This window comes from Aromatoleum evansii, from assembly GCF_045689615.1.
Lineage (GTDB): Bacteria > Pseudomonadota > Gammaproteobacteria > Burkholderiales > Rhodocyclaceae > Aromatoleum > Aromatoleum evansii.
The window spans coordinates 3742491-3766895 of sequence record NZ_CP141259.1; the positions used below are offsets into that span (position 1 = coordinate 3742491).

19 protein-coding genes are annotated in these 24405 nt (G+C 65.6%); 13 read left to right on the forward strand and 6 right to left on the reverse strand.

Features of this window, described 5'->3' with window-relative positions; genetic code table 11:
- Nucleotides 1-223: 223 nt before the first annotated feature.
- The 6 genes from U5817_RS17475 to U5817_RS17500 all read right to left on the reverse strand — a co-directional run bounded on the left by U5817_RS17475 (nucleotide 224) and on the right by U5817_RS17500 (nucleotide 8539).
- Nucleotides 224-832 (reverse strand): indolepyruvate oxidoreductase subunit beta, encoded by a 609-nt coding sequence (locus U5817_RS17475; protein ID WP_169132280.1) that lies wholly within the window; start codon nucleotides 830-832, stop codon nucleotides 224-226.
- An 8-nt stretch (nucleotides 833-840) separates the two neighbouring features.
- Entirely contained in the window at nucleotides 841-2712 is a 1872-nt protein-coding gene (locus U5817_RS17480) for a thiamine pyrophosphate-dependent enzyme (RefSeq protein ID WP_407278243.1), read from the reverse strand.
- Nucleotides 2713-2819: 107 nt separating this feature from the next.
- On the reverse strand, nucleotides 2820-4436 hold the full coding sequence (locus U5817_RS17485) for a methyl-accepting chemotaxis protein (protein WP_169132278.1): 1617 nt from the start codon (nucleotides 4434-4436) through the stop codon (nucleotides 2820-2822).
- Nucleotides 4437-4588: 152 nt separating this feature from the next.
- The gene (locus tag U5817_RS17490) at nucleotides 4589-5188 is read right to left on the reverse strand and encodes a c-type cytochrome (RefSeq protein WP_407278244.1); all 600 of its coding nucleotides are present in this window, start codon (nucleotides 5186-5188) and stop codon (nucleotides 4589-4591) included.
- Between the two features lie 29 nt (nucleotides 5189-5217).
- Nucleotides 5218-5853 carry a response regulator transcription factor gene (locus tag U5817_RS17495; RefSeq protein WP_407278245.1) on the reverse strand — a complete coding sequence of 212 codons (636 nt, stop codon included), beginning with the start codon at nucleotides 5851-5853 and terminating at the stop codon, nucleotides 5218-5220.
- Nucleotides 5828-8539, reverse strand: a complete 2712-nt coding sequence (locus tag U5817_RS17500; protein ID WP_169132275.1) for a PAS domain S-box protein — start codon at nucleotides 8537-8539, stop codon at nucleotides 5828-5830. The genes U5817_RS17495 and U5817_RS17500 overlap by 26 nt, the downstream gene beginning before the upstream one ends.
- Nucleotides 8540-8747: 208 nt before the next feature.
- Between U5817_RS17500 and U5817_RS17505 the strand changes: the two genes are divergently transcribed.
- From U5817_RS17505 to U5817_RS17565, 13 genes are all read left to right on the forward strand, one after another.
- Entirely contained in the window at nucleotides 8748-9941 is a 1194-nt protein-coding gene (locus U5817_RS17505) for an ABC transporter substrate-binding protein (RefSeq protein ID WP_407278246.1), read from the forward strand.
- Between the two features lie 358 nt (nucleotides 9942-10299).
- Nucleotides 10300-12969 (forward strand): pyruvate dehydrogenase (acetyl-transferring), homodimeric type, encoded by a 2670-nt coding sequence (gene aceE, locus U5817_RS17510; RefSeq protein WP_407278247.1) that lies wholly within the window; start codon nucleotides 10300-10302, stop codon nucleotides 12967-12969.
- Between the two features lie 21 nt (nucleotides 12970-12990).
- Nucleotides 12991-14673: a dihydrolipoyllysine-residue acetyltransferase gene (gene aceF / locus U5817_RS17515; protein WP_169132272.1), complete on the forward strand. Its 1683-nt coding sequence runs from the start codon at nucleotides 12991-12993 to the stop codon at nucleotides 14671-14673.
- 12 nt (nucleotides 14674-14685) lie between these two features.
- Nucleotides 14686-16470 carry a dihydrolipoyl dehydrogenase gene (gene lpdA / locus U5817_RS17520; protein WP_407278248.1) on the forward strand — a complete coding sequence of 595 codons (1785 nt, stop codon included), beginning with the start codon at nucleotides 14686-14688 and terminating at the stop codon, nucleotides 16468-16470.
- Nucleotides 16471-16650: 180 nt separating this feature from the next.
- Nucleotides 16651-16809 (forward strand): hypothetical protein, encoded by a 159-nt coding sequence (locus U5817_RS17525; RefSeq protein WP_407278249.1) that lies wholly within the window; start codon nucleotides 16651-16653, stop codon nucleotides 16807-16809.
- 191 nt (nucleotides 16810-17000) lie between these two features.
- Entirely contained in the window at nucleotides 17001-18812 is a 1812-nt protein-coding gene (locus tag U5817_RS17530) for a diguanylate cyclase (RefSeq protein WP_407278250.1), read from the forward strand.
- Nucleotides 18813-19113: 301 nt separating this feature from the next.
- Nucleotides 19114-20256 carry a flagellin gene (locus U5817_RS17535; protein ID WP_407278251.1) on the forward strand — a complete coding sequence of 381 codons (1143 nt, stop codon included), beginning with the start codon at nucleotides 19114-19116 and terminating at the stop codon, nucleotides 20254-20256.
- A 78-nt stretch (nucleotides 20257-20334) separates the two neighbouring features.
- Nucleotides 20335-20718 carry a flagellar protein FlaG gene (locus U5817_RS17540; RefSeq protein WP_407278252.1) on the forward strand — a complete coding sequence of 128 codons (384 nt, stop codon included), beginning with the start codon at nucleotides 20335-20337 and terminating at the stop codon, nucleotides 20716-20718.
- 10 nt (nucleotides 20719-20728) lie between these two features.
- Complete coding sequence (fliD, locus tag U5817_RS17545; RefSeq protein ID WP_407278253.1) at nucleotides 20729-22045, forward strand: flagellar filament capping protein FliD; 1317 nt, start codon at nucleotides 20729-20731, stop codon at nucleotides 22043-22045.
- Nucleotides 22046-22058: 13 nt separating this feature from the next.
- Nucleotides 22059-22475, forward strand: a complete 417-nt coding sequence (gene fliS, locus U5817_RS17550) for a flagellar export chaperone FliS (RefSeq protein WP_407278254.1) — start codon at nucleotides 22059-22061, stop codon at nucleotides 22473-22475.
- Nucleotides 22476-22485: 10 nt separating this feature from the next.
- Complete coding sequence (locus tag U5817_RS17555; protein WP_407278255.1) at nucleotides 22486-22815, forward strand: flagellar protein FliT; 330 nt, start codon at nucleotides 22486-22488, stop codon at nucleotides 22813-22815.
- A gap of 47 nt (nucleotides 22816-22862) precedes the next feature.
- On the forward strand, nucleotides 22863-24029 hold the full coding sequence (locus U5817_RS17560; RefSeq protein ID WP_407278256.1) for a flagellar hook-length control protein FliK: 1167 nt from the start codon (nucleotides 22863-22865) through the stop codon (nucleotides 24027-24029).
- Nucleotides 24016-24336 carry an EscU/YscU/HrcU family type III secretion system export apparatus switch protein gene (locus U5817_RS17565; protein ID WP_407278257.1) on the forward strand — a complete coding sequence of 107 codons (321 nt, stop codon included), beginning with the start codon at nucleotides 24016-24018 and terminating at the stop codon, nucleotides 24334-24336. Before U5817_RS17560 ends, U5817_RS17565 begins: the two co-directional genes overlap by 14 nt.
- Nucleotides 24337-24405: the final 69 nt, after the last annotated feature.

Consider the following 24405-nt stretch of genomic DNA (forward strand, 5'->3'; position numbering starts at 1 on the left):
TCGCAGGATCAGGGGCTTGTGCGAAGGCTATGCGCAGGACGCCGGGCAGTCGCACGACTGCAGTGCTCGTGAGGGCTACTGCAGGATTCTTCCTATCCGCACGGACTAGCAGGGCGGGAGGAGCCGCAGGCGTATCCCGCCCTGCGATCCTTGAGCGCGCGTCGGCCGTGGGATCGGCGGGATGCGCTGCGCTCGTCCCGCCCTACGCCCGACGCCCCGCATCCTACGCTGCCAGCGCGTCGCCGCCGACAGCCTGCCGACCAGCCTCGAAGGCTTGACGGTTGGCTTCGACCAGATGCGGCTTGCGCGTGCCGAAGCGCGCCAGCACTGCATCACGCAGCACCTGAGCGGGGAATGGGAGGTGGTCGGCGCAAGCGCCCAGCATCACGGTGTTGCCGAGCCTGATGTTGCCGAGGTCCGTCGCGATCGTCGTTGCATCGAAGGCATGTACGGTGAGCCCGAGCGCGCGCATCTTCGCGACGGGATCCTCGGGATAGTCGAACAGGCCGAGATTGACGATAGGCGGCACGATGCGCCCGGAGTTCACCAGCGCGACGCCGCCCGGGCGCAGCATGTGGCTCCAGCGCAATGCCTCGGCCGATTCGAATCCGATGAGAAGATCCGCCTCGCCCGGCACGATTTGCGGTGACAGCACGACCTTGCCGAAACGCAGGTGCGAGGTGACGACCCCGCCGCGCTGGCTCATGCCGGCAACTTCGGTCTTCTTCACGTCGAAACCGAGGGAGATGGCGGCTTCGGCAAGGATTTCGGTCGCCGTCATGACGCCCTGGCCGCCGACGCCGCACACGAGGATGTTGGTGATCTGGGACATGGCGGCGCTCACTTCCTGACGAACTGCACGGACTGGACGGATTGGACGGGGTCGGCATGCACGATGGCCTCGGGCGCACACGGCCGCACGCACAGGCCGCAGCCGGTGCAGGCCGAGGTCTCGATGCGCACGAAGGACAGATCGACCTCCTTGCCCGAAGCCTTGACGGCCTTGTCGCGGCGCGTGACGTGGATTGCGGGGCAGCCGACTTCGACGCAGTTGCCGCAGCCGGTGCAGCGATCCTCGATGACCGTAAAGGACTTGGCCGGCTGGTAGTGGTCGATCAGCACGCAGGGACGGTTGGTGATGATGACCGAAGGCTCCTCGATCTTCGTTTCCTCGCGCAGCGCCTTGAACAGCACCGGCAGTTCGTAGGGATCGACGACGTGGATGCGCTCCTTTTTCACGCCGAGCGCCTCGCACAGCTTGGCGAAATCGACACGCGCGGTTTCCTCGCCGTGGATGTCGCGCCCGGTGCCGGGGTTGTCCTGGCCGCCGGTCATGCCCACGGCGCGGTTGTCGAGCAGCAGCACGGTGACGTTGCCGCGGTTCCAGGTGATGTCGAGCAGGCCCTGCATGCCCATGTGCATGAAGGTGGAGTCGCCGATCACCGCGACGACCTTCTTGTTCGCGTCGACCTTGCCGCGCCCCTTGTCCATGCCCAGTGCGGTGCCCATCGACGCGCCCATCGAGATGCAGGTGTCGAGGGCGTTCCACGGATGGCCGGCGCCGAGCGTGTAGCAGCCGATGTCGCCCGAGATGATGACGTTGCGCATCTGCGACAGCGTGTAATACACGCCCAGGTGCGGACAGGCGACGCACATCGTCGGCGGGCGGGGGAAGACCTGTTGCGCCGGGACATGCTCCGGTTCCGGCACGACCTCGCCGCGCAGTCGCCTGACCGCGGGCTCGAGCACGTCCGGGGCGAGTTCGCCGATACGCGGCAGCACGTCCTTGCCATGGCATGCGATGCCGGCGGCCTTCATCTCGGTTTCGAGCAGCGGCTCGGTTTCCTCGACCACCAGAACGCTATCGACCGTGGCGGCGAAACGCCGCAGGCTTTCGAGCGGCGGTGGACAGGAGAGGCCGAGCTTGAACACCGGCGCATCGGGGAAGGCCTCGCGCACATGCATGAAGGTGGGGCCCGAGGTGACGAAGCCGATGCGGCGGTCGCTGCCATCGACCTGGAAATTGAGCGGCGAGACTTCGGCCTCGGCACGCGCGGCGGCCTCGCGCTCGAACATCGAAGGCAGGCGCGGCTTGGCATTGCCGGGCACCATGACCCAGTGGCGCGGATCCTTGACGAAGCCGGCGGGTTCGATCTCGATGCGCTCGCCGGTCTGCACCACGCCCTTGACGTGGCAGATGCGCGTCGTCAGGCGCAGGATCACGGGACTCTTCAGGCGCTCGGACAGCTCGAAGGCTGCAAGCGTCATCGCGTAGGCTTCGTGCGAATCGGCGGGTTCGAGCACCGGCACGTGCGCGAAGCGGCCCCAGTAGCGCGAGTCCTGTTCGTTCTGCGACGAGGACATGCCGACGTCGTCGGCAACGGCGATCACGAGGCCGCCTTCGGTGCCGGTGACGGTCATCGTCATCAGCGCGTCGGAGGCGACGTTGAGGCCGACGTGCTTCATCGCACAGAAGGCGCGCGCGCCGACCATCGAGGCCCCCAGGGCGACTTCCATCGAGACCTTCTCGTTGATCGACCACTCGGTGTGCAGGCCGGGGTAGCGCGACAGGACTTCGAGGATCTCGGTCGACGGGGTGCCCGGGTAGGCGGCGGCGACGCGGGTGCCTGCCTCCCAGACGGCGCGCGCAACCGCGTCGTTGCCGGACAGGAACATGCGGGTGGCCGCGGGAACGGTCTGAGTGACAGGCATGGGGTGACCCTGGACGATATGAATCGGAGAGCAAAGTTTACCGACCGGTCAACTTTGCTCTATTGACCAGGATCAAACGGGGCAAAATGCCCCGTACCGGAAGGATTTCAGTCGACGCGGAAACCCGCGGTGAGGGCCTCCAACGCCTCGGCGCTGTGCTTCAGTTTTTCCGTCGACTCGGTGCTGCTGCGGATTTCGCTGCTGCTGCGCTCGGCCATCTGTGCGACCTCCTGCATGTTGGTCGCGACGCTGTTGCTCGCCGCGGTGAGCTCCTTCATCGACAGCACGACGTCTTCAAGGCGACCCAGCGTGTCGTGCGCCCCCTCGCGGATCTGGCGCAATGCGTCGGCGGCCTCCTTGGAACGGCGGGCGCCCGAGTCCACCTTGGGCACGATCTCTTCGATGCTTGCCACCGCGCTCTCGGTCTCGGCCTTCACCGATACGATCACCTGCGAGATCTGCGCCGTGGCCGCACCAGTACGTTCGGCGAGCTTGCGCACCTCGTCGGCGACGACGGCGAAACCGCGGCCCTGCTCGCCCGCGCGTGCCGCCTCGATCGCCGCGTTGAGCGCCAGGAGATTCGTCTGGTCGGAGATCTCGCGGATCACGTCGGCGATTTCGCCGATCTCGCCGGAGCGGTCGCGCAGCACCTGGATCTGCTTGGCGGCGCTCGCCACGGTGTCGGAAATCTGCGCAATGCCCTCCGAGGCGTCGCGGGCGAGATCCTCGCCGCGCTGGGCGACCTCCGCGGTGCGCTGCGAGTTGTTGCGCGCTTCGTCGGTGTTGTCGGACACGTGGGCGATGCTCACGGCCATCTGCTCGATGGCGGCCGCGGTACTGCCGGCAACCTCGGTCTGGTGCAGCGCCGCGTCGTGGATCGCCTGCCCCGCGTCGGCCGCCTGGCGCACGGCATCGGTCACGTCGTGGGCATTGTCGCGCACGCGCCGGATGACCTCGGCGAGCCGCGACTGCATCTGGTCCATCGCGTAGGTGATGCTGCGAGAATCGCCCTCCTTCACCTTGACGTGCGACGTCAGGTCGCGCTCGGCGATCCGTGCGGCGACACGCTGCAGCTCCGACGGCTCGCCGCCGAGCTGGCGCAGGATGCCGCGACCGATTCGCCAGGAAACGAGAATCAGCAGCAGCGCGGCAACGCCGCCGAAGATCAGGGTCTCGGTGGTCTGACGCCAGAAGACGCGGTCCATGTCATTCACGTAGACGCCAGTCCCGAGGATCCAGCCCCAGGGCGCAAACCCCTTGACGTAGGAAATCTTCGGCTGCGGCTCGCTTTCGCCGGGCTTGGGCCAGAGGTAGTCGACGAACCCGGCGCCATCCTTGCGCACGACCTTGACGAACTCGACGAACAGGCGCTTTCCCTTGGGATCGGCGGCGTCGCTCATGTCGCGCCCGTCGAGCTCCGGCTTGATCGGGTGCATCAGGGTATGCGGATGCATGTCGGTGATGAAGAAGTACTCGCCATCACCGTGGCGCAAGCCCTTGACCGCCGCCTTCGCGGCCGCCTGGGCATCCTCGCGGCTCATCTCGCCTGCCGCCTCGCGCTTGTGGAAGTACTCGAGCGTGCCATGGACGGCCTCCACGGCATGCCGGACGGTTCCCTTGCGTTCGTCCTCCATTGCTCCCCGGAAGGAGACCACGGCCTGGACCATCACCGCGGCGAACAAGACGAAAGCGACGATCACGATCAGCCGCAGACGGAATCCCACACTCAGTCCGTAAAGATTCGGCACAAGATATCCCCTCTAATTTTAATGGCCGCAAATATTAAATTGATAAGCGCCATTAACGGGTGAACGTCCCCAAACTTGAGCCACAGCGACGAACAGGAAACGATCGGCGGCACGTCCGCCGACGACCTTCACTCCATCACGCTGAGAAACTTCGCGACTGCCTCGATCTCCGCGTCGGCAATGTTCTCCACCACCGTGTGCATGACCATGTTGGGCGAGGTGCGGGAATGCTCGCGGAAAGCCCGCAACTGCGAGGCCAGATACTGCGCGTGCTGTCCGGCGAGGCGCGGCAGGTACATTGCGCCGCGGCCCTGCGGGCCATGGCAGGTCGTGCAGGCCGTGACGCCTTTCGCCGGGATGCCCGAATAATAGATGTGGCGGCCGATGTCGACCTGCACCGGGTCGGCGTCCCGCTCCGGCACGATCGGCTTGGCGCTGAAATATTCGGCCAGCGCGCGCATTTCACCGCCGGAGAGGTCTTCGACGCGCTGTTTCATGCGCTTGCTCGTGCGCACGCCGGTCTTGAAGTTGGCCATCTGCCGGGTAAGGTATTCGACGTCCTGCCCCGCAAGCTTGGGAAACTCCGCCTCGCCGCTCAGGCCGTTCATGCCGTGGCACTTGCGACAGCGCTCGCGCACCAGCTGCTCCGCGGGTCGGTCGGGGGCGGCAATGGCCGGGGCCATGCACCCGAGGACGAGGACTGCGACCAGACACTTCCCGACGCCCATGACTCCTCCTGCAACAGGCAGCACACCCGTCAGCGGCCGCCACCTCCGGGCACCGCCAGCACGTTCTGCACGAGTTCGGCCAGCGAGTTGGCCTCCATCTTCTCCATCACGCGCGCACGGTGTACCTCCACCGTCTTGATGCTGATGCCGAGCACGTCGGCGATCTGCTTGTTGAGCTTGCCCGCGATGATGAGATCCAGCACCTCGCGCTCGCGCTGCGTGAGGTGAGTGAGGCGCCGTGCGGTATCGGCCTCGAGCTGTCGCTTGTCCCGGCTCTCCTGCTCGGCCGCAAGGCATTCCGAGATCAGGCTCAGCATGTCGCGCTCGCTGAACGGCTTCTCGATGAAATCGACGGCACCCTTCTTCACTGCCGATACTGCCATCGGCACGTCGCCATGGCCGGTGATGAAAATCACTGGCAGCGTGAAGTGCCGACGCTTGAGCTCCTCGAAGAGTTCCAGCCCGCTCATGCCGGGCATGCGCACGTCGAGCACGACGCAACCGGTCATCGTCGGCAGGTAGTCACGCAGGAAGCTCTCGGCCGACTCCCATGCCTGCACGCGATAGCCGCTCGATTCGAGCAGCCACACGAGTGAATCGCGCAGGGCTTCGTCGTCGTCGATGACGTAGATGCATTGTTCAGGTGCGGCGGACGGTGCGGTCACTGGCGAACTCTGTAGGCAAGGTGAATGAGAAGATGGTACCCCCTTCCGGATTGGAGTCCACAATCAATCGCCCGTCATGAAACTCGATGATCGAGCGGCAGATGTTGAGTCCCATGCCCATGCCTTCCGACTTGGTCGTGTAGAAAGGCGTGAACAGGTGGCTGCGCTCCTCTTCGCCGATGCCGTGGCCGCGGTCGATCACGGCCACTTCGACCGCCCGCGGGCCCAGTGCGCGCGCGCGCACCGTGAGCACGCGCAGCTCGGGCGGCAGGTCGGCCATCGCGTCGATGCCGTTCTTGATCAGGTTCAGCGCGACCTGCTCGATCATGATGCGGTCCGCAAACACCGCGGGCAGGTCGGGATCGACCTCCGACACGATGCGCGAACTCATGCGCCGGGCGTCGATCTCGGCGAAACCGATCGCGTCGTCGAGCACGTCGGAGATCTGCACCGCACTGCGCCGCGGCTCGCTCTTCTTCACGAACTCGCGGACGCGGCGGATGATCTTGCCGGCGCGCTCGGCCTGGAAGCTCGCCTTCTGCATCGCCGCCAGCAGGTCTTCCTCGCGCGCGCTGCCGGACTGGATGCGCGTCACGCAGCCCATGCAGTAGTTGGCGATGGCCGACAGCGGCTGGTTGAGCTCGTGCGCGAGCGTGGACGCCATCTCGCCCATCGTGATCAGGCGCGAGGTGCGCTGCAGGCGCTCGGCCTGCTGGCGCGAGACTTCGGCGGTCTGCTTGCGCTCGGTGATGTCGGTGGCGATGCCCATGCGCACGACGCGCCCGTCCACCCAGCGCGTCGCGTGTTCCCGCACGTGATACCAGCGGCCGGAAAGCGGATGCTGCAGTTCGCCGTCGAAGAGTTCGCGCGGCAGGTCGGCGGCGGTCAGGCCACGCGGGTCGACCGGATAATCGCCGCGCTCGGGCTGCGGCACGGCGACGACGCGCACCGTCCGCCCGACGGCGTCGAAGCCATGGATGTTCTTGAACGCGCGGTTGGCGAACAGGATCTCGTCGGTACGCGCATCCGCGACGAACACCGCCGCCTCCAGACCGTCGATCACCGCCTCGAAGCGCTCGTGGGCAGCCTCCAACGCGGCGCGGATGCGCTTCGGCTCGGTGATGTCGGTGACCGAGGCCATCCAGCCGGTCTGCACGCCATTGGCGTCGATCAGCGGCGAGAGGTAGAAGCGCGCGTCGATGCGCTCGCCGTTCTTGCGCCGGATGTGCATCTCGAAGCCGCTCGGCGGCGCCCGGCCCAGCAGGGTCAGGTCCAGGTTGTGGCTGCACGCCTCGAGCTCCTCGGGAGCCCAGTACGGGAAGGGACGCGTGGCTCCGAGGAGCTCCTCCTCCTCGAAGCCGACCATGCGGCAGAAGGCGGAGTTCACATAGATGATCCGGCCCGTGAGATCGATGGCGCGCATGCCGGTCATCACCGATTCTTCCATCGCCTTGCGGAAGGCCGACTCCGCGCGCAATGCCTCCTCGCCCGCCTTGCGGCCGGTGATGTCGTGCGCGACGGCATACACCAGCTTTTCCTCGCGCACCGGGTTGATGCTCCAGTCCAGCCAGCGGAAGCTGCCGTCGGCGCAACGGCAGCGGATCTCGAAGCTCACCGGCTGACCGTCCGCGAGCCGGCGCATCTGCTCGACGGCGAAGGGAACGTCGTCGGCATGCACGAGATCGAGCAGCGGCCGCCCGGGCAGTTCGTCCGGCAGGTAGCCGAGGATGCGCTCGAATGCCGGGTTGGCGCGGCGGAACACGCCATCGAGGCCGACGATGCACAGCAGGTCGAGCGACAGGTTGAACAGCCGGTCGCGCTCCTTCTCCACGCGCACGCGCCGCTGCACGTGCGACCGCAGCAGCCACAGGGTCCACAACACGATCACCGACAGGCCGACGATCATCGCCGTCGGCAGGGCCTGCGGCAGCTGGCTGGGGGTGCGGAAGGCGGTTGCACGCAGCACCAGGCCGGTGCCGGGAGGATCGAGCGGAATCGAATACGAGATCGACTGGTCGAGGTCCACGACGCTGGAGTTGACCGCCAGCGTCTCGCCCTGCGGGCCGATCAGCGCCAGGTGGTACTTCTCGCCGAACCAGCTGGGCACGAGATACTGCAGCACGCGCTCGATCGAATACACGCCGACGATCGCCCCCAGGAACTCGCGCCCGTGGCGCACCGGGACGAACACATCCAGCACGTAACGCTTGCCCGGCGTCTGATAGGCCTCGCCATAGGTCGCATGCCCCGTGTCGCGTGCGCGATACATGGCGGTCGCCTGGACACGCGACAGCGCATCGCCGGTCAGCCAGTCGGTGGTATCGAAGGGCGCGGTCCAGCGCACCAGCTCTTCCGGACCGACCCACACGACGTTCACGAGCTCGCCGTTGTTGGCGATGTGCTGGTTGGCGCGCACCTGGAAGCCGTTCTGGTCGAGCGCCGACACGGCGAGGTCGCGGGCGAGCTGGTTGAGGAACTCCTCGGTTCCCTGCATGTGCAGGCGCATCGTCTGCTCGGCCCACTGCACGTCGCGCGCGACCGCGTTGCGCTGCGTTTCCGCGTCGCGCAACTGCAGCAGCCACACCAGCCCCAGCATCGTGAGCGCGAAGATGCCCACCGCCACGTAGGGGGCGGTCCAGTACAGGCGGGTCCGCGCAAGGCGGACGGAATCGGCGGAATCGGGCATCGGAATGCAGGGCAGGCGGCGGGGACGGACGGCAGCTTGAACGCGCGCGCGTCTGCACAAGAGGCGCGGTCCGCCGCAATTGTCATGGGGGCGGCGCGGCGGCGTCAGTCGGGTTTTCCCCTAAGGAAGGCCACCGCCGCTGCGCTTGGGGTTTTCGCCAATTCTGCCCGGCCGCCCCCCCACGTACATTGTTGGCCTTCCTCACCTGATGAGAGATCTCCGCGTGCTGCGCCTGCTCCTCGCACTGCTGTATCTCCTCGCCCTGCCCGCGCTCGCGGCCGACCCCATACGCATCGGGGTGTCCGGACCGTTCACCGGTGGCTCCAGCCCGATGGGGATCTCCATGCGCGAGGGCATCCGCATCGCCGCCGCGGAGCTGAATGCGAAAGGCGGCATCCTCGGCCGCCCGATCGAACTCATCGAGCGCGACGACGAAGCGCGCAACGAGCGCGGCGCCCAGGTGGTGCAGGAGCTCATCAACAAGCATCGCGTGGTGGCCGGACTGGGCATCGCCAACACCGGCGTCGCCCTCGCGAGCCAGCGCTTCTATCAGGAGGCGCGCATCCCGGTCATCACCTCGGTCGCGACAGGCTCAATCGTGACCCGGCAATTCCTGCCGCCGCAACATCCGGACAACTTCGTCTTTCGTATCTCGGCAAACGACACGATACAGGCCGCGATGATCGTCAGCGAAGCCGTCGAGCGGCGCGGGCTGAAGCGCGTGGCGATCTTCCACGACGCGACGAATTATGGTCAGCTCGGACGCGAGGATCTCGAACGCACGCTCGCCGAGCGCAACCTGAAGCCGGTGGCGGTCGAACGCTTCAACCTGCAGCAGACGGACATGACCATGCCGCTGCGTCGTGCACGCGAGGCCGGAGCGGAGGCAATCCTCACCTACGGCATCGGGCCCGAGCTCGCCCAGATCGCCAACGGCATGGCGCGCATCAACTGGCGTGTGCCGCTGATCGGCAGCTGGACTCTGGCGATGTCGAACTTCATCGACAACGCCGGCCCCAACGCAGAAGGCGCACGCATGCCGCAGACATTCATTCCGGAGCCGACAAGCAGCCGGCGCAAGGCCTTCATCGAGGCATGGCGCGAGTCGACCGGCAGCGGGCGCATTCCTGTCCCCCCGGCGGCCGCTCAGGGGTATGATTCCCTCCTTCTGCTCGCCGCAGCGATCCGCCAGGCAGGCACCACCGATGGCGACCGCGTCCGCGAGGCGCTGGAAAACCTGAACGAGAAGATCGAGGGCGTGGTCATGACGTATCGCACCCCCTTTTCGAAGGACCGCCACGAGACGATTACCAGCGTTCATGATATTTTCATGGGCGAGGTACGCGACGGTCGCGTGGTATTTGCCTACGATGAAGACCGTCGCAGGGCATCGGGCCGCTAGCCCCTCTGCTTTCCGCTTTCCGAATCGGCCGGGAGATCTTCCTCTCCCTCCCTTTCTCCCGGCCGATTTTTTTCCCCGCCGCCACCCCGGCGGTTCTTCCGTTCCCCGTTGCACTCGTCCCGCCACCGCTCCCACGAACGCGCCAGATGCCGTTCGCGCTGCGGCTTTTGCCGTGCTTTCCGCGTGCCCGTTTCCATGCCCGAAATGAGCATCGGGAGTTATTGCACATCCTGAAATCTCGTTTTAGAATGCGAAAAACGCTGCTCGACGACCTCGACCGGCACCTCACGGATTCGACCCGAACCACCTCTCAAGGGCGGATTCGCCAACCGCGAAGCTCAACACACGGAGACAGAGCATGGCCGCGACACCCAACGTAACGCTGCAGACGGACCCGGACACGATCGAGACCCAGGAATGGCTGGACGCCCTCCAGGCCGTCGTCGCCAATGAAGGCCAGGACCGTGCGCATTTCCTGATCGAGAAGCTGATCGAAGCCGGCCGCGAAGAAGGGATCGACATCCCCTACTCGGCGACGACGCAGTACATCAACACCATCCCCGCCAGCCAGCAGCCGAAGTACCCGGGCAACCCGGACATGGAGATCAAGCTCCATTCGTACATCCGCTGGAACGCGATGGCGATGGTCGTGCGCGCGAACAAGCACACCAACGTCGGCGGCCACATTGCCTCCTTCGCCTCCGCTGCAGCCCTCTACGACGTGGGCTTCTCGCACTTCTGGCGCGCGCCCTCCGCCGAACACGGCGGCGACCTGATCTTCTTCCAGGGCCACTCGGTCCCCGGCGTCTATGCGCGCGCCTTCATGCTCGGCCGCCTGACCGAAGAGCAGATGGACAGCTTCCGCCAGGAAGTCGACGGCAAGGGCATCTCGTCCTACCCGCACCCCTGGCTGATGCCGGACTTCTGGCAGTTCCCGACCGTGTCGATGGGCCTCGGCCCGCTGTGCGCGATCTACGCCGCACGCTTCATGAAGTACATGGACAGCCGCGACATGGCCAAGGCGCAGGACCGCAAGGTCTGGGCCTTCCTCGGCGACGGCGAGACCGACGAGGTCGAATCGCTGGGCGCGATCGGCATGGCCGGGCGCGAAAAGCTCGACAACCTGGTCTTCGTCATCAACTGCAACCTGCAGCGCCTGGACGGCCCGGTGCGCGGCAACGGCAAGATCATCCAGGAGCTGGAAGCCGAATTCCGCGGCGCCGGCTGGAACGTCATCAAGCTGATCTGGGGCACGCACTGGGATGCGCTCCTCGCCCGCGACACCAAGGGTCTGCTGAAGAAGCGCATGATGGAATGCGTCGACGGCGAGTACCAGACCTTCAAGGCGAAGAACGGCGCCTACGTGCGCGAGCACTTCTTCAACACCCCGGAACTGAAGGCGATGGTTGCCGACTGGACCGACGACGAGGTCTGGCAGCTGAACCGCGGCGGCCACGACCTGTTCAAGATCTTCTCGGCCTACAAGGCCGCCGTCGAGCACAAGGGCGCCCCGACGCTGATCCTCGCCAAGACCGTCAAGGGCTTCGGCATGGGCCAGGCCGGCGAGGCGATGAACATCTCGCACCAGCAGAAGAAGCTCGACGAAGAGGCGATCCGCCGCTTCCGCGACCGCTTCGGCATCCCCGTGCCGGACGACAAGCTCGCCGAGCTGCCCTACCTCAAGTTCGCCGAGGATTCGCCCGAATACAAGTACATGATGGAGCGCCGCGTGTCGCTCGGCGGCTTCCTGCCGCAGCGCCGCCGCACCGCCGACCCGCTGGCCGTGCCCGCACTCGACAACTTCGCCGCGCTGCTGAAGGCATCCGGCGAAGGCCGCGAGCTGTCGACCACGATGGCGATCGTGCGCATCATGAACACGCTGCTCAAGGACAAGCAGATCGGCCGCCACATCGTGCCGATCGTCCCCGACGAGTCGCGTACCTTCGGCATGGAAGGCATGTTCCGCCAGTACGGCATCTGGAACCAGCAGGGCCAGAACTACGTGCCGGAAGACCATGACCAGCTGATGTTCTACAAGGAATCGAAGACCGGCCAGGTGCTGCAGGAAGGCATCAACGAAGCCGGCGCGATGGCCGACTGGATCGCCGCCGGTACCGCCTACTCGGTACACGGCGTGCAGATGGTGCCGTTCTACATCTTCTATTCGATGTTCGGCCTGCAGCGCACGATGGACCTGTGCTGGGCGGCAGCCGACCAGCGCACGCGCGGCTTCCTCATCGGCGGTACCGCCGGCCGCACCACGCTGAACGGCGAAGGCCTGCAGCACGAGGACGGCCACAGCCTGCTGCTGGCCAACATGATCCCGAACTGCGTCAGCTACGACCCGACCTTCCAGTACGAAGTCGCCGTCGTCGTGCAGGACGGCATGCGCCGCATGTTCGCCGAACAGCAGGACGTGTACTACTACATCACGGTGATGAACGAGAACTACGAGCATCCCGAGATGCCTGCCGGCGCCGAAGCCGACATCGTCAAGGGCATGTACGCGTTCCGTAAGGGCGGTGAAGGCAAGCTGCGCGTTCAGCTGCTGGGTTCGGGCACCATCTTCCGCGAAGTCATCGCCGCGGCCGACCTGCTGAAGAACGACTGGGGCGTCGAGTCCGACATCTGGGGCTGCCCGAGCTTCAACGAACTGGCCCGCGACGGCCAGGACGCCGAGCGCTGGAACATGCTGCACCCGATGGAGGCGCCGCGCCTGTCGCACGTCGAGAAGTGCCTGAAGGACACCACCGGCCCGGTGATCGCCGCAACCGACTACATCCGCATGTTCTCGGAGCAGATCCGTCCCTTCGTCAAGCGCACCTACGCGACGCTCGGCACCGACGGTTTCGGCCGCTCGGACACCCGCGAGAAGCTGCGTCACTTCTTCGAAGTGGATCGCCACTGGGTCACGGTTGCCGCACTGAAAGCCCTCGCCGACGACGGGCTGATCGAGCGCGACAAGGTCGCCGCCGCCCTGCTGAAGTACAACCTCGATCCCAGCAAGCCCAACCCGATGAGCGTCTAAGAGAGCGAGGGAGACAAGAACATGAGCCAAATCATTGAAGTGAAAGTCCCGGACATCGGCGATTTCGATTCCGTCCCGGTTATCGAACTGTTCGTGAAAGTCGGCGACACCATCAAGGTCGACGACGCGATCGCGACGCTTGAATCGGACAAGGCGACGATGGATGTGCCGTCGTCGGCCGCCGGCGTCGTGAAGGAAATTCTCGTCGGCCTCGGCGACAAGGTCGGCGAAGGCAGCGTGCTGATCAAGGTCGAGACGGCCAACGGGGCAGCGGCCGCAGCGCCTGCCGCAGCCCCCGCTCCGGCGGCTGCTCCCGCGCCCGCCGCTGCCGCCCCGGCTCCGGCAGCTGCCCCCGCGGCAGCTCCGGCCGCCGCCGGCCCGATCGAAGTCACCGTGCCGGACATCGGCGACTTCTCCGACGTGCCCGTGATCGAACTGTTCGTGAAGGTCGGCGACACGATCAAGGTCGACGACGCGATCGCGACACTCGAATCGGACAAGGCGACGATGGACGTGCCCTCCTCGGCCGCCGGCGTCGTGAAGGAAGTGAAGGTCAAGCTCGGCGACAAGGTGTCGATGGGCAGCGTGCTGATCGTCGTCGAAGGCGCGGGTGCTGCTCCCGCCGCTGCAGTGGCTCCGTCTGCCCCTGCAGCCCCCGCCGCTGCCGGCACCACCGCCGTCCAGGCGACACCGGCCGCTTCGACGGCCGCCTTCAGCCAATCGGCGCTCTCCGCTCCGGCCGCTGTCGCGGCGCCGTCCGCCGTCACCCTCGGCGGCAAGGTGCATGCGAGCCCGTCCGTGCGTGCCTACTCGCGCGAACTCGGCGTCGATCTCGCGCAGGTCAAGGCGACCGGCCCGAAAGGCCGCATCCTGAAGGAAGACGTCACCGCCTTCGTGAAGGGCGCGATGCAGACCGGCGTCGTCCCGGGCAAGGCCGCTCCGGCTGCCGCAGGCGCGAGCCTGGGCGGCGGGCTGGATCTGCTGCCCTGGCCGAAGGTCGATTTCTCGAAGTTCGGTGAAATCGAAACCAAGCCGCTGTCGCGCATCAAGAAGATCTCGGCACAGAACCTCTCCCGCAACTGGGTGATGATCCCGGCCGTGACCTACCACGAGGACGCCGACATCACCGACCTCGAGGCCTTCCGCGTTGCGATCAACAAGGAAAACGAGAAGTCGGGCAAGAAGCTCACGATGCTCGCCTTCATCATCAAGGCCTCGGTGCGCGCGCTGCAGCAATTCCCCGAGTTCAATTCCTCGCTCGACGGCGACAATCTGGTGCTGAAGAAGTACTTCAACATCGGCTTCGCCGCGGACACTCCGAACGGCCTGGTCGTGCCGGTCGTGAAGAACGCCGACAAGAAAAGCGTGTTCGAGATTGCCGCGGAAACGGGCGAGCTCGCGAAGAAGGCCCGCGACGGCAAGCTCGGCCCGGCCGACATGTCCGGCGCGTGCTTCACGATCTCCAGCCTGGGCGGCATCGGTGGCACCTACTTCGCGCCGATCGTCAATGCGCCGGAAGTTGCGATCCTCGGCGTCAACAAGTCGGTGATGAAGCCGGTGTGGGACGGCAAGCAGTTCGCGCCGCGCCTGACCCTGCCGATGTCGCTCACGGCCGACCACCGCGTCATCGACGGCGCGCTGGCGACCCGCTTCAACGTCTATCTCGCTCAACTGCTGGCCGACTTCCGTCGGGTCATGCTGTAAGGAGGCCATGCCATGAGCCAAGTTGAAGTCAAGGTTCCGGATATCGGCGATTTCGATTCCGTCCCGGTGATCGAACTGTTCGTGAAGGTCGGCGACACCATCAAGGTCGACGACGCGATCTGCACGCTCGAATCGGACAAGGCGACGATGGACGTGCCCTCCTCGGCAGCCGGCGTCGTCACCGAAGTGCTGGTCAAGGTCGGTGACAAGGTCGGCGAAGGCGCCGTGCTGCTGAAGGTGGAGGCTGCAGGTGCGGCCGCTGCCACAGCCCCCGCAGCCGCGCCGGCTCCGGCCGTCGCACCTGCGGCGCTGGCTGCTGCGCCTGTGGCAGCCCCGGCTGCCGCGAGCCACGCCGGTGGTGCCGACATCGAGTGCGACATGCTCGTGCTCGGCGCCGGCCCCGGCGGCTACTCGGCCGCGTTCCGCTCCGCCGACCTCGGCATGAAGACCGTCATCGTCGAGCGCTACGCCACCCTCGGCGGCGTGTGCCTGAACGTCGGCTGCATCCCGTCGAAGGCGCTGCTGCACGTCGCCGCGGTGATGGACGAGGCCGAGCACATGTCGGCCGCCGGCATCAAATTCGCGAAGCCGGAAGTCGACATCGACGCCCTGCGTGCGCACAAGGACAAGGTCGTCGGCAAGCTCACCGGCGGTCTCGCCGGCATGGCCAAGGGCCGCAAGGTCGAGGTCGTGCGCGGCTACGGCAGCTTCCTCGACCCGAACCACGTCGAGGTCGAAGTCACGACCGGCGACGGTCAGGACAAGACCGGCGAGAAGAAGGTCATCAAGTTCAAGCAGTGCATCATCGCTGCGGGATCCGCCGCGGTGCACCTGCCCTTCATCCCGCGCGACCCGCGCATCGTCGATTCGACCGGCGCGCTGGAGCTCCGCTTCGTGCCGCAGAAGATGCTCGTCATCGGCGGCGGCATCATCGGCCTGGAAATGGCGACGGTGTACTCCACCCTCGGCACCCGCGTCGATGTCGTCGAAATGCTCGACGGCCTGATGCAGGGCCCCGACCGCGACGCCGTCAAGGTGTGGGAGAAGCAGAACAGCCACCGCTTCGACAACGTGATGCTCAAGACCAAGACCGTCGCCGTCGAGGCGAAGGACGACGGCCTGTGGGTCACGTTCGAGGGCGAGAAGGCGCCGCAAGGCCCGCAGCGCTACGACATGATCCTGCAGGCGGCCGGCCGCAGCCCGAACGGCAAGAAGATCGGCGCCGAGAAGGCCGGCGTCGTCATCACCGACCGCGGCTTCATCCCGGTCGATGCGCAGATGCGCACCAACGTGCCCAACATCTTCGCGATCGGCGACGTCGTCGGCAACCCGATGCTCGCGCACAAGGCCGTGCATGAGGCGCACGTCGCGGCGGAAGTCGCCGCCGGCGAGAAGTCCGCCTTCGACGCCACCGTGATCCCGGGCGTGGCCTACACCCATCCGGAAGTGGCCTGGGTCGGCTATACGGAAGAACAGGCGAAGAAGGAAGGCCGCAAGGTCGAGACCGCCAAGTTCCCGTGGGCCGCTTCCGGCCGCGCGATCGCCAACGGCGCCGACTACGGCTTCACCAAGCTGATCTTCGATGCCGAAACGCATCGCGTGATCGGCGGCGCCATCGTCGGCCCCTCGGCCGGCGACATGATCGGCGAAGTCTGCCTCGCCATCGAGATGGGCGCGGACGCAGTGGATATCGGCAAGACCATCCACCCGCACCCGACGCTGGGCGAGACGGTCGGCATGGCCGCCGAAGTCGCTCACGGCAGCTGCACCGACGTGCCGGCGCCGCGCAAGAAGTAAGGACGGCAGGATCATGATCAAGGGGCGCTTCGGCGCCCCTTTTCTTTTTCTGCTCGCCCAACCCGCCTCCGACGCGCGAACACCGCCCCATGAACTTGCAGCCGAGCTCTAATACTGTATATACTTACAGTACTCGATCAATACGGCCCCACAGAGGGCCCTTTCCCGACGGAGACCGACATGGAACAGTGGATCAATCGCCTTCTGATGGGCTGCGGCGGCGCCTCCGGCCTGATGCTCGGCACCGGCCAGGTCGTCGAAGCCACCACCCTCGCTGCGGCAACGATCGTCGCGGTCGCCATGCTCCGCATGCGCTCCCGCCTGAGCGACGACTGCTGAACCTCCCCCCGGCGGAGTGAAGTCCGCCGCCCCCTGCATATCCGGCCGCCAGCCGCAACCCCGATCGTCGGGTGACCCCGCGCCCCCTCGTGCACGAATTCGCACCACCGCAATAGCGCGCTCCGACCCGGATGAAATCCTCCGGGTTAATATATCCGGCCCCTACCGTTCCCCATCTGGCCGGCCGTCCCATGCCCCCCACCCTGCCGTCGGAAATCGCCCGTGAAGTCCTGCGTCTCATAGCAGCCCGGCGCCTTCCGCCGACACCCGAGAATTTCACCGCGCTTTACCACGAAGTCGCAGGGACGCCCCCCGCGTCAGCGCATGCCGAAGCCCGCCTCCTCGCCTCGTTCGCCCGCCAGCTTCCGCGCGACACCGCCGAACGGGCCCGCTTCGTGCGTGCGCTCGACCAGGCGCTCGCCGACGGCAACACGGACAACGCGCGGCAGGCCTTCGGCCTGTACCTGGCAAGCCTCAAGTCGGACCAGGAACCCGCCTGGAACGAGCTCATAGCCACCCTCCTCCGGCAATGGGAAACGCGCCAGATCGGCTGGACCATTGCGCGCAAGCGCGAATCGCTCGAACGCGTGCTCGCCGCAAACGACCCCAAGACGCTCTTCACCCGCCTGCGCGGACTCGTCGACGCTTGGTCGAAACTGCCGGCAAGTCCCGAGGCACCGTCCGAAACGGCCATACTCCCGCCTCGGCCCAGTGCCGCCGCCCCCCTGGCACCTCCGGCCGACGCTTCCGCCGCGCCCCCCGCGCCCCGGCTTCTCGCACCCGGTGAAGCGGGCGAACTCCTCGCCGCCCTGCGCGAGGCGCTCCAACTGGTGCTGGAAACCGTCCTGCCGCCCCTTCTGGTCGAACAACCCGAACTCGCCCAGGAAGCCGCCGCATTCGCCGGCGCCGCGCGCACGAGCGCCACCGTCGAAGACTTCGCCTCGCTGTCTCCCCGTCTGCGGAAATTCGGCTACCGCCTCGAGCTCGTCGCCGGCGACCGCGCCGAGATCCACACCGGCGTCCTCAACCTTCTGCGCCTGCTGCTCGAGAACATCGACCAGATCGTCGTCGACGACACCTGGCTGCAGGGGCAGATCGAGGTTCTGCGTGAGCTCGTCGGCAAACCCGTCAACGTCCGCCTCATCGACGACGCCGAGCGGCGCCTGCGCGAAGTCATCTACAAGCAGAGCCAGCTCAAGCACAACCACTCCGAGGCCCAGCGCTCGCTGAAGGAAATGCTTGCCGGCTTCATCGACCACCTCGCCGACTTTGCCGCCTCCACCGGCGCCTACCACGACCGCATCGGCAGCTGCGCCGACCGCATTTCCGCAGCCAAGGACATCGGCGAGATCGGCGGAGTGCTGCTCGAAGTCATGCACGAAACCCGCACGATGCGCGACGAGGCGGCCCGCTCGCGCGACGAGCTGCAGGCCACGCGCGAACGCGTGCGCGATGCCGAAGCAAAGATGGACGCCTTGCAGCACCAGCTCGACGAAGCCAGCCGCCTGATGCGCCACGACCAGCTCACCGGCATGCTCAACCGCCGAGGGCTGGAAGAAGCCTTCGACAAGGAAGCCGCCCGCGCCCGCCGCCACCGCAGCCCGCTAAGCCTCGCCCTGCTGGACCTCGACAACTTCAAGCAGCTCAACGACAGCTTCGGCCACCGCACGGGCGACGAAGCCCTGGTCCACCTCGCCACCATCATCCGGCAAAGCCTCCGACCGCAGGACACCATCTCCCGCCACGGCGGCGAGGAGTTCATCCTGCTCTACCCGGACACCACGCTCGAACAGGCCCAGGCCGCCTTGGTACGCCTGCAGCGCGAACTCACGCGCAACTTCTTCCTCACGCACGACCGCAAAGTACTCATCACCTTCAGCGCCGGCGTCACCGAGTGGAAACCCGACGACACGCTGGACAGCACCATCCAGCGTGCGGACGAGGCAATGTACCGGGCGAAGCAAACCGGCAAGAACAAGGTCGTAGCCCATCCGCTCGCCTGAACGGACTGTTTATGTGGCACTAAGGGAGCCCCGTTCGCCCTGAGCTTGTCGAAGGGCTCAATCCTGACGGTATTGTGCGGCCTGACGAATCAGGTCCGAAGCACGATGGCAGCCGATTGCCACGGTCAGCAAACGCCTCACGGATCCATCGCCAGGCCCTGGGAAAATCTCCTTGCAAATTCCCTAAAGATTTTTCCGGCACCTCCGTTAATGAACTCAACGGCAGACAAAACGCCCGCGCAGATGCAAACAGGGCATGAAGCCGGGATAACCGAAGTCATCTCTCTCTAGGAGAATTATCATGGCAATGACAATCAACACCAACGTTGCGTCCCTCAATGCACAACGCAACCTGACGACCTCCCAGAGCTCGCTCGCCACTTCGCTGCAGCGTCTGTCGTCCGGTCTGCGCATTAACAGCGCGAAGGATGACGCCGCTGGTCTCGCGATCTCGGAACGGATGAATGCCCAGGTTCGTGGTCTGAATCAGGCAGCCCGGAATGCCAACGACGGTATCTCACTCGCCCAGACCGCCGAAGGCGCGCTCGGCGAAATCGGCAACAACCTGCAGCGCATCCGCGAACTGGCTGTCCAGTCACGCAACGCTACGAACTCAACGGAAGACCGTGCCGCACTGCAAAAGGAAGTTGCGCAGCTCAAGAGCGAAATTGATCGGGTCGCGAACCAGACTTCTTTCAACGGCACGAAGCTGCTCGATGGAACCTTCCAAAGCCAAGTCTTCCAAATCGGCGCCAACCAAGGCGAAACGATCGGCATCTCGAATATTGTCGATGCCAATATCGCAGCGCTGGGCTCTTGGAATAAAGTTACGACCGAAGCAACTGTAACCGGGGCAGCCGTTACCGCTGGCGACGTAAATGGCTTGACGATCAACGGTGTAGCTGTTGCCAAGACGACCGTAACCGCTGACGCAGCCGGTGCAACCGCTCTGGCCAATGCGATCAATACCGCGATGGCGGACGCTGGTCTCACTAACGTTGTCGCATCGACGAGCACCGACACGGTGATTCTCACGGCCAACGACGGCGCAAGTATCGTCGTGGGCGGCACCGTCACCAACTCCGGCCTAACAGCAGCCACGACAAATCCGACGACTACGGCCCAAACCGGCTTTACAAGTCTCGACATTTCGACCACCGCGGGCGCGAATGACGCGATTCTGGCAATGGACGCCGCGCTGAAGGCCGTCAATAGCAGCCGCGCCCAACTCGGTGCCATCCAGAACCGCTTCTCCTCCACGATCGCGAACCTGCAGACCACGTCGGAAAACCTCGCTGCCTCGCGTGGCCGCATCCTCGACGCTGACTTCGCTTCCGAAACTGCGAACCTGTCGCGCACGCAGATCCTGCAGCAGGCCGGTACTGCGATGCTCGCCCAAGCGAACTCGCTGCCGCAGAACGTGTTGAGCCTGCTCCGCGGCTAAACGAGCCGGTAGTCTGACGATCGAACGGCGCGGGGCTCGCAAGAGCCCTGCGCCGTTGCCCCTTGAGGGAGAAGAATCATGGCCATTCAATCGACCCCACCGACCAGTTCCGTCGTCACATCGCCGATTCCTCGCGCCGCAACGACTCCAACGGCCGTTCAGCAATCTCCGACGGGCACCGTCGGAACCACTCCGCCAACCTCAGTGCAAAGCGCTTCTGAGACCGCGCAAATCACGGATCCCGCAGCAGTCGACCAGGCACTGGAGGAAGTTCGCAAGGCGATCGGCCCGGTGGCACGAGATTTGCGATTCTCCATCGATGAAGATACGGGCCGCACGGTTGTGAAGATCATCGACTCTAGCACCGACGAAGTGATCAAACAGATTCCGACGGAAGAAGTGCTCGCAATCGCAAAGGCACTCGATAAACTGAAAGGACTGCTGGTCAGGCAAGAGGCTTGAGGAGAAGGACATGGCGCTCACCGCAAACGGACTCGGATCGGGACTCGACATCAACGGGCTGGTCGGCCAGCTGATGTCGCTCGAGCGGCGCCCCCTCGCCGGGCTTGCCACCAAGGAGGCGAGCTACCAGACCAAACTTTCGGCGTTCGGTCAGCTCAAGAACGTCCTGTCTGCGCTGCAAACCGCCGCGAACGCGCTCAAGGATGCGGCAAAATTTTCCGCAACCAAGGCAACCGTCAGTGCCGACGCGGGCTTCACTGCCACCTCCACTGCATCCGCAGCGAAGGGCAGCTACTCCGTGGTCGTGAACACCCTCGCCACGGCACAACGCGTCGCGACCGACAAGAACACCACCTTCCCGCCAACCAGCGGCCAACTCTCGGTGACGATCGGCGCATCGACGAAAACTCTGGACTTCGCCGGCGGCACAATCGAACAACTGCGCGACGCGATCAATGGTGGTGATCTCGGCATTTCGGCGAGCGTCATCGATAACGGAACTGCAAAGCAACTAGTCCTGACCGGAAAGAATACCGGCACGGCAAATGCATTTTCCGTAAGCGGACTGGGCATCGAAACCGGCCTTTACCAGATCCAGCCCGCCCAGAATGCAACGCTGACGGTCGATGGAATCTCAATCACGCGCGCGAGCAATACGATTGACGACGTTATTGAGGGCGTAACCCTGACACTTACGAAGGAAACCGCGACAGCAGGGACTGTGACCGTCGCGGAAGACACGACCGGAGCACGCAGCGCGATCGAAGGGTTCGTCAAGGCATACAACGACACGAACAAGGCGATCAAGGATCTGACCGCGTTCAATGCAGAGACACGAAAAGCCTCGACTCTCACGGGCGACTCCACGGCTCGTTCTATTCAGACCGACCTGCGCAACCTCGTCGGCGACTCCATTTCGGGTTTGTCCGGCGTCAGCCGCCTGTCTGACATCGGCGTGTCCTTCAAGGCCGACGGCACCCTTACGATAGACTCCACGAAGCTTGACGCCGCATTGAAGGATCCGGCAAAGAACATCGGGAGCTACTTTGCCGGGGTCAGTGGGACAACCGGTTTCGCCGAGGCGATCTCGTCGAAATTGGAAAACTACATCCGCAGCGATGGCATGCTGGCCGGCCGCACCGACGGTATCAACGCTTCAATCAAGGCTCTGGAAAAGCAGCGCGAGGCCTTGAATACCCGCCTCGAGAAGTTCGAGACTCGCTACCGTGCGCAGTTCACCGCACTCGACTCGATGATCGCTAATCTGACACAAACGAGTAATTTCCTGACTCAACAACTTGCTAACTTGCCAAAGATTGGCGAGTAAATCGGAGTAGGTAATGTTCGGCTCATTCCCAAATCGCGCGGCCGCGTATGCTCAGGTCGGCGTGGAAACCGGCGTAAGCACTGCCGACCCGCACAAGCTCATCCTGATGCTCTTCGACGGCGCGCTGCTCTCCATCGGGACCGCCTCCGCGGCAATGGAAAACCGGGACATCCCCGGAAAAGGTCAAGCAATCTCCAAGGCGATCGAGATAATCCTCAACGGACTCAAGGCTAGCCTCGATCTCAACGCAGGCGGCGAACTCGCCGCACGGCTGTCTGCCCTGTACGACTACATGAGCGAGCGACTGGTCTACGCCAACCTGCACAATAGCCGTCCGGCCCTGGACGAAGTCCACGGACTACTCGAAAGCCTGCGCGAAGCCTGGGCTGGCATCGCGCCGGGCGCGACGGCAACCACCGCGGCCGCCTAAGGAGAGCGCCATGTCCTCGCTCGCCCTGTACGAATCGATGAGTACCGTCTCGGCGGCAATGGTCGAGGCGGCGCGGGCAAACGACTGGGATCGCCTCGTCACGCTGGAGCGCGAAATGGCCGCGTTGCGCGACGAGATCATGCGCACCACAAGCGCCTCACACGAGGCCCTCGGCAATGCGGAGGCGGCACGTAAGGCGGAACTGATCGCCGCCATGCTCGAGGACGACGTCGAGATCCGCAAACACGTCGAACCGTGGCTCGCCAGCGTGCGCAAGCTGCTGTCGGGCAACGTGCGCGACCGTGCCGTACGCGCCGCCTACGGCGCTTTCGGCCCCTGAGGATCTGACAGGCCTCCGGACGGTCAGATGACACAGGAGCGCACACGATGATTCCGTCCGACCTCGCCGCCCGCCTGCGTCTGATCACCGAGGCGAGCCTCTTCGACAGCGAGCCGCCAATCAACGGCACGGCGCGCGTACGCGAGGTTCAGGCGCGCCTTCCCGAACTTCTGCCCGGCCAGCGCTTCGTCGCGACGATCGACCGCAAACTGCCCGACGGCACCTTCAAGGCCATCGTCGGCGGGCGCGATTACACGCTGGCCCTCAACCACTCCGCGACTGCCGGCGACACGCTCGAACTGGTCGTCACCCAGAGCACGCCCAAGGCGGTTTTCGCCCAGCTTGCCGATCCGATGCTCACGGGCAATGAAGGCACGCGCCCGACACTCAGCGCTGCCGGGCGGCTGATCGGATTCCTGCTCACCGGACAACCCGCGCCTCAACCCGCGACCCTCGCGGCGGGGAAGCCCATCGTCGCCGCGCCACCAGCAAACAACGCCGCAGCGACGCTGGCGCCAGCCCTGCAACAGGCGCTGTCGCAGAGCGGCCTGTTCTACGAATCGCACCAGCTGCAGTGGTTGTCCGGCAAGCTCGCGACTTCGGCACTGCTGCAGGAACCCCAGGGCGAACAATCGCGTGCCGCGGCGACGCCGTCGGGCGCCCCCGCCGCCGATGCGGCGGCGCTCGCCCGCTCGCCCAGCCTGCTGCGGACCACTGCCGAAATGGCGCCGAATACCGCCGCACAATCCGCAAATGCTACGGGCACGGCAGCCAGTGAAACCGACGCCGCGACCAGCGCCCCCCCCCCGCCGGCACCGGGCGCGCGTGCAGCGGCCATTCCCGATCGCCTCGTCCCTGTCGTCTACCAGCAACTCGACGCGATGGCGACGCAGAACTACGTCTGGCAGGGCCAGGTATGGCCGGGTCAGACGATGGAATGGGAGATCGAGGATCCGCAGCGCGACGACGAATCGGGTTCGGACGAACAGCCGCCGGAATGGAAGACCACCTTGCGTCTCACCCTGCCGCGGCTCGGCGGCGTGGAGGCCAGCCTGATACTGACGCCGGCGGGCGTCGCCCTGCGCCTGATGGCCGACGATGATGCCACGGTGGCGGCGCTGGCCAACGCCCGGGCGGCTCTCGACAGCGCCCTCGAAGCGGCCAACGTGCCGCTTACGGGCTTCGTCGCGGAGCGCCGCGATGGCGAACACTGAGCACGATCAGGGGCCGCGCGGCGAGGCCGTCGCGCTCGCCTACAGCAAGGGCGACGCGGCGCCGCGCGTGGTTGCGAAGGGGCGCGGACTGATCGCCCGCGAAATCATCGAGCGTGCGCGGGAAGCGGGAGTGTTCGTGCACGAATCCCCAGAGCTTGTCGGCCTTCTGATGCAGGTCGACCTCGACGCGCGTATCCCGCCCGAGTTGTACGTCGCAGTGGCCGAGCTGCTTGCGTGGATCTACCGCGTCGAGCAGGGCACTCCGGGCGCACAGGCCGGCCAGCCTGGCGGACCGACTCGCCCCTGACGCCAGGGTACCGATCCGTTGCGCGCGAGCTCGACCCTTGACTCCGGGCTCCTTCGTCGCCGCGTTAAT

Bases quoted from the DNA above. Each gene is read 5' to 3' on its own strand.
- U5817_RS17475 (WP_169132280.1), bottom strand. From the start codon at position 832: ATGTCCCAGATCACCAACATCCTCGTGTGCGGCGTCGGCGGCCAGGGC.
- U5817_RS17480 (WP_407278243.1), bottom strand. From the start codon at position 2,712: ATGCCTGTCACTCAGACCGTTCCCGCGGCCACCCGCATGTTCCTGTCC.
- U5817_RS17490 (WP_407278244.1), bottom strand. From the start codon at position 5,188: ATGGGCGTCGGGAAGTGTCTGGTCGCAGTCCTCGTCCTCGGGTGCATG.
- U5817_RS17500 (WP_169132275.1), bottom strand. From the start codon at position 8,539: ATGCCCGATTCCGCCGATTCCGTCCGCCTTGCGCGGACCCGCCTGTAC.
- U5817_RS17505 (WP_407278246.1), top strand. From the start codon at position 8,748: ATGAGAGATCTCCGCGTGCTGCGCCTGCTCCTCGCACTGCTGTATCTC.
- aceE (WP_407278247.1), top strand. From the start codon at position 10,300: ATGGCCGCGACACCCAACGTAACGCTGCAGACGGACCCGGACACGATC.
- aceF (WP_169132272.1), top strand. From the start codon at position 12,991: ATGAGCCAAATCATTGAAGTGAAAGTCCCGGACATCGGCGATTTCGAT.
- lpdA (WP_407278248.1), top strand. From the start codon at position 14,686: ATGAGCCAAGTTGAAGTCAAGGTTCCGGATATCGGCGATTTCGATTCC.
- U5817_RS17525 (WP_407278249.1), top strand. From the start codon at position 16,651: ATGGAACAGTGGATCAATCGCCTTCTGATGGGCTGCGGCGGCGCCTCC.
- U5817_RS17530 (WP_407278250.1), top strand. From the start codon at position 17,001: ATGCCCCCCACCCTGCCGTCGGAAATCGCCCGTGAAGTCCTGCGTCTC.
- U5817_RS17535 (WP_407278251.1), top strand. From the start codon at position 19,114: ATGGCAATGACAATCAACACCAACGTTGCGTCCCTCAATGCACAACGC.
- U5817_RS17540 (WP_407278252.1), top strand. From the start codon at position 20,335: ATGGCCATTCAATCGACCCCACCGACCAGTTCCGTCGTCACATCGCCG.
- fliD (WP_407278253.1), top strand. From the start codon at position 20,729: ATGGCGCTCACCGCAAACGGACTCGGATCGGGACTCGACATCAACGGG.
- fliS (WP_407278254.1), top strand. From the start codon at position 22,059: ATGTTCGGCTCATTCCCAAATCGCGCGGCCGCGTATGCTCAGGTCGGC.
- U5817_RS17555 (WP_407278255.1), top strand. From the start codon at position 22,486: ATGTCCTCGCTCGCCCTGTACGAATCGATGAGTACCGTCTCGGCGGCA.
- U5817_RS17560 (WP_407278256.1), top strand. From the start codon at position 22,863: ATGATTCCGTCCGACCTCGCCGCCCGCCTGCGTCTGATCACCGAGGCG.
- U5817_RS17565 (WP_407278257.1), top strand. From the start codon at position 24,016: ATGGCGAACACTGAGCACGATCAGGGGCCGCGCGGCGAGGCCGTCGCG.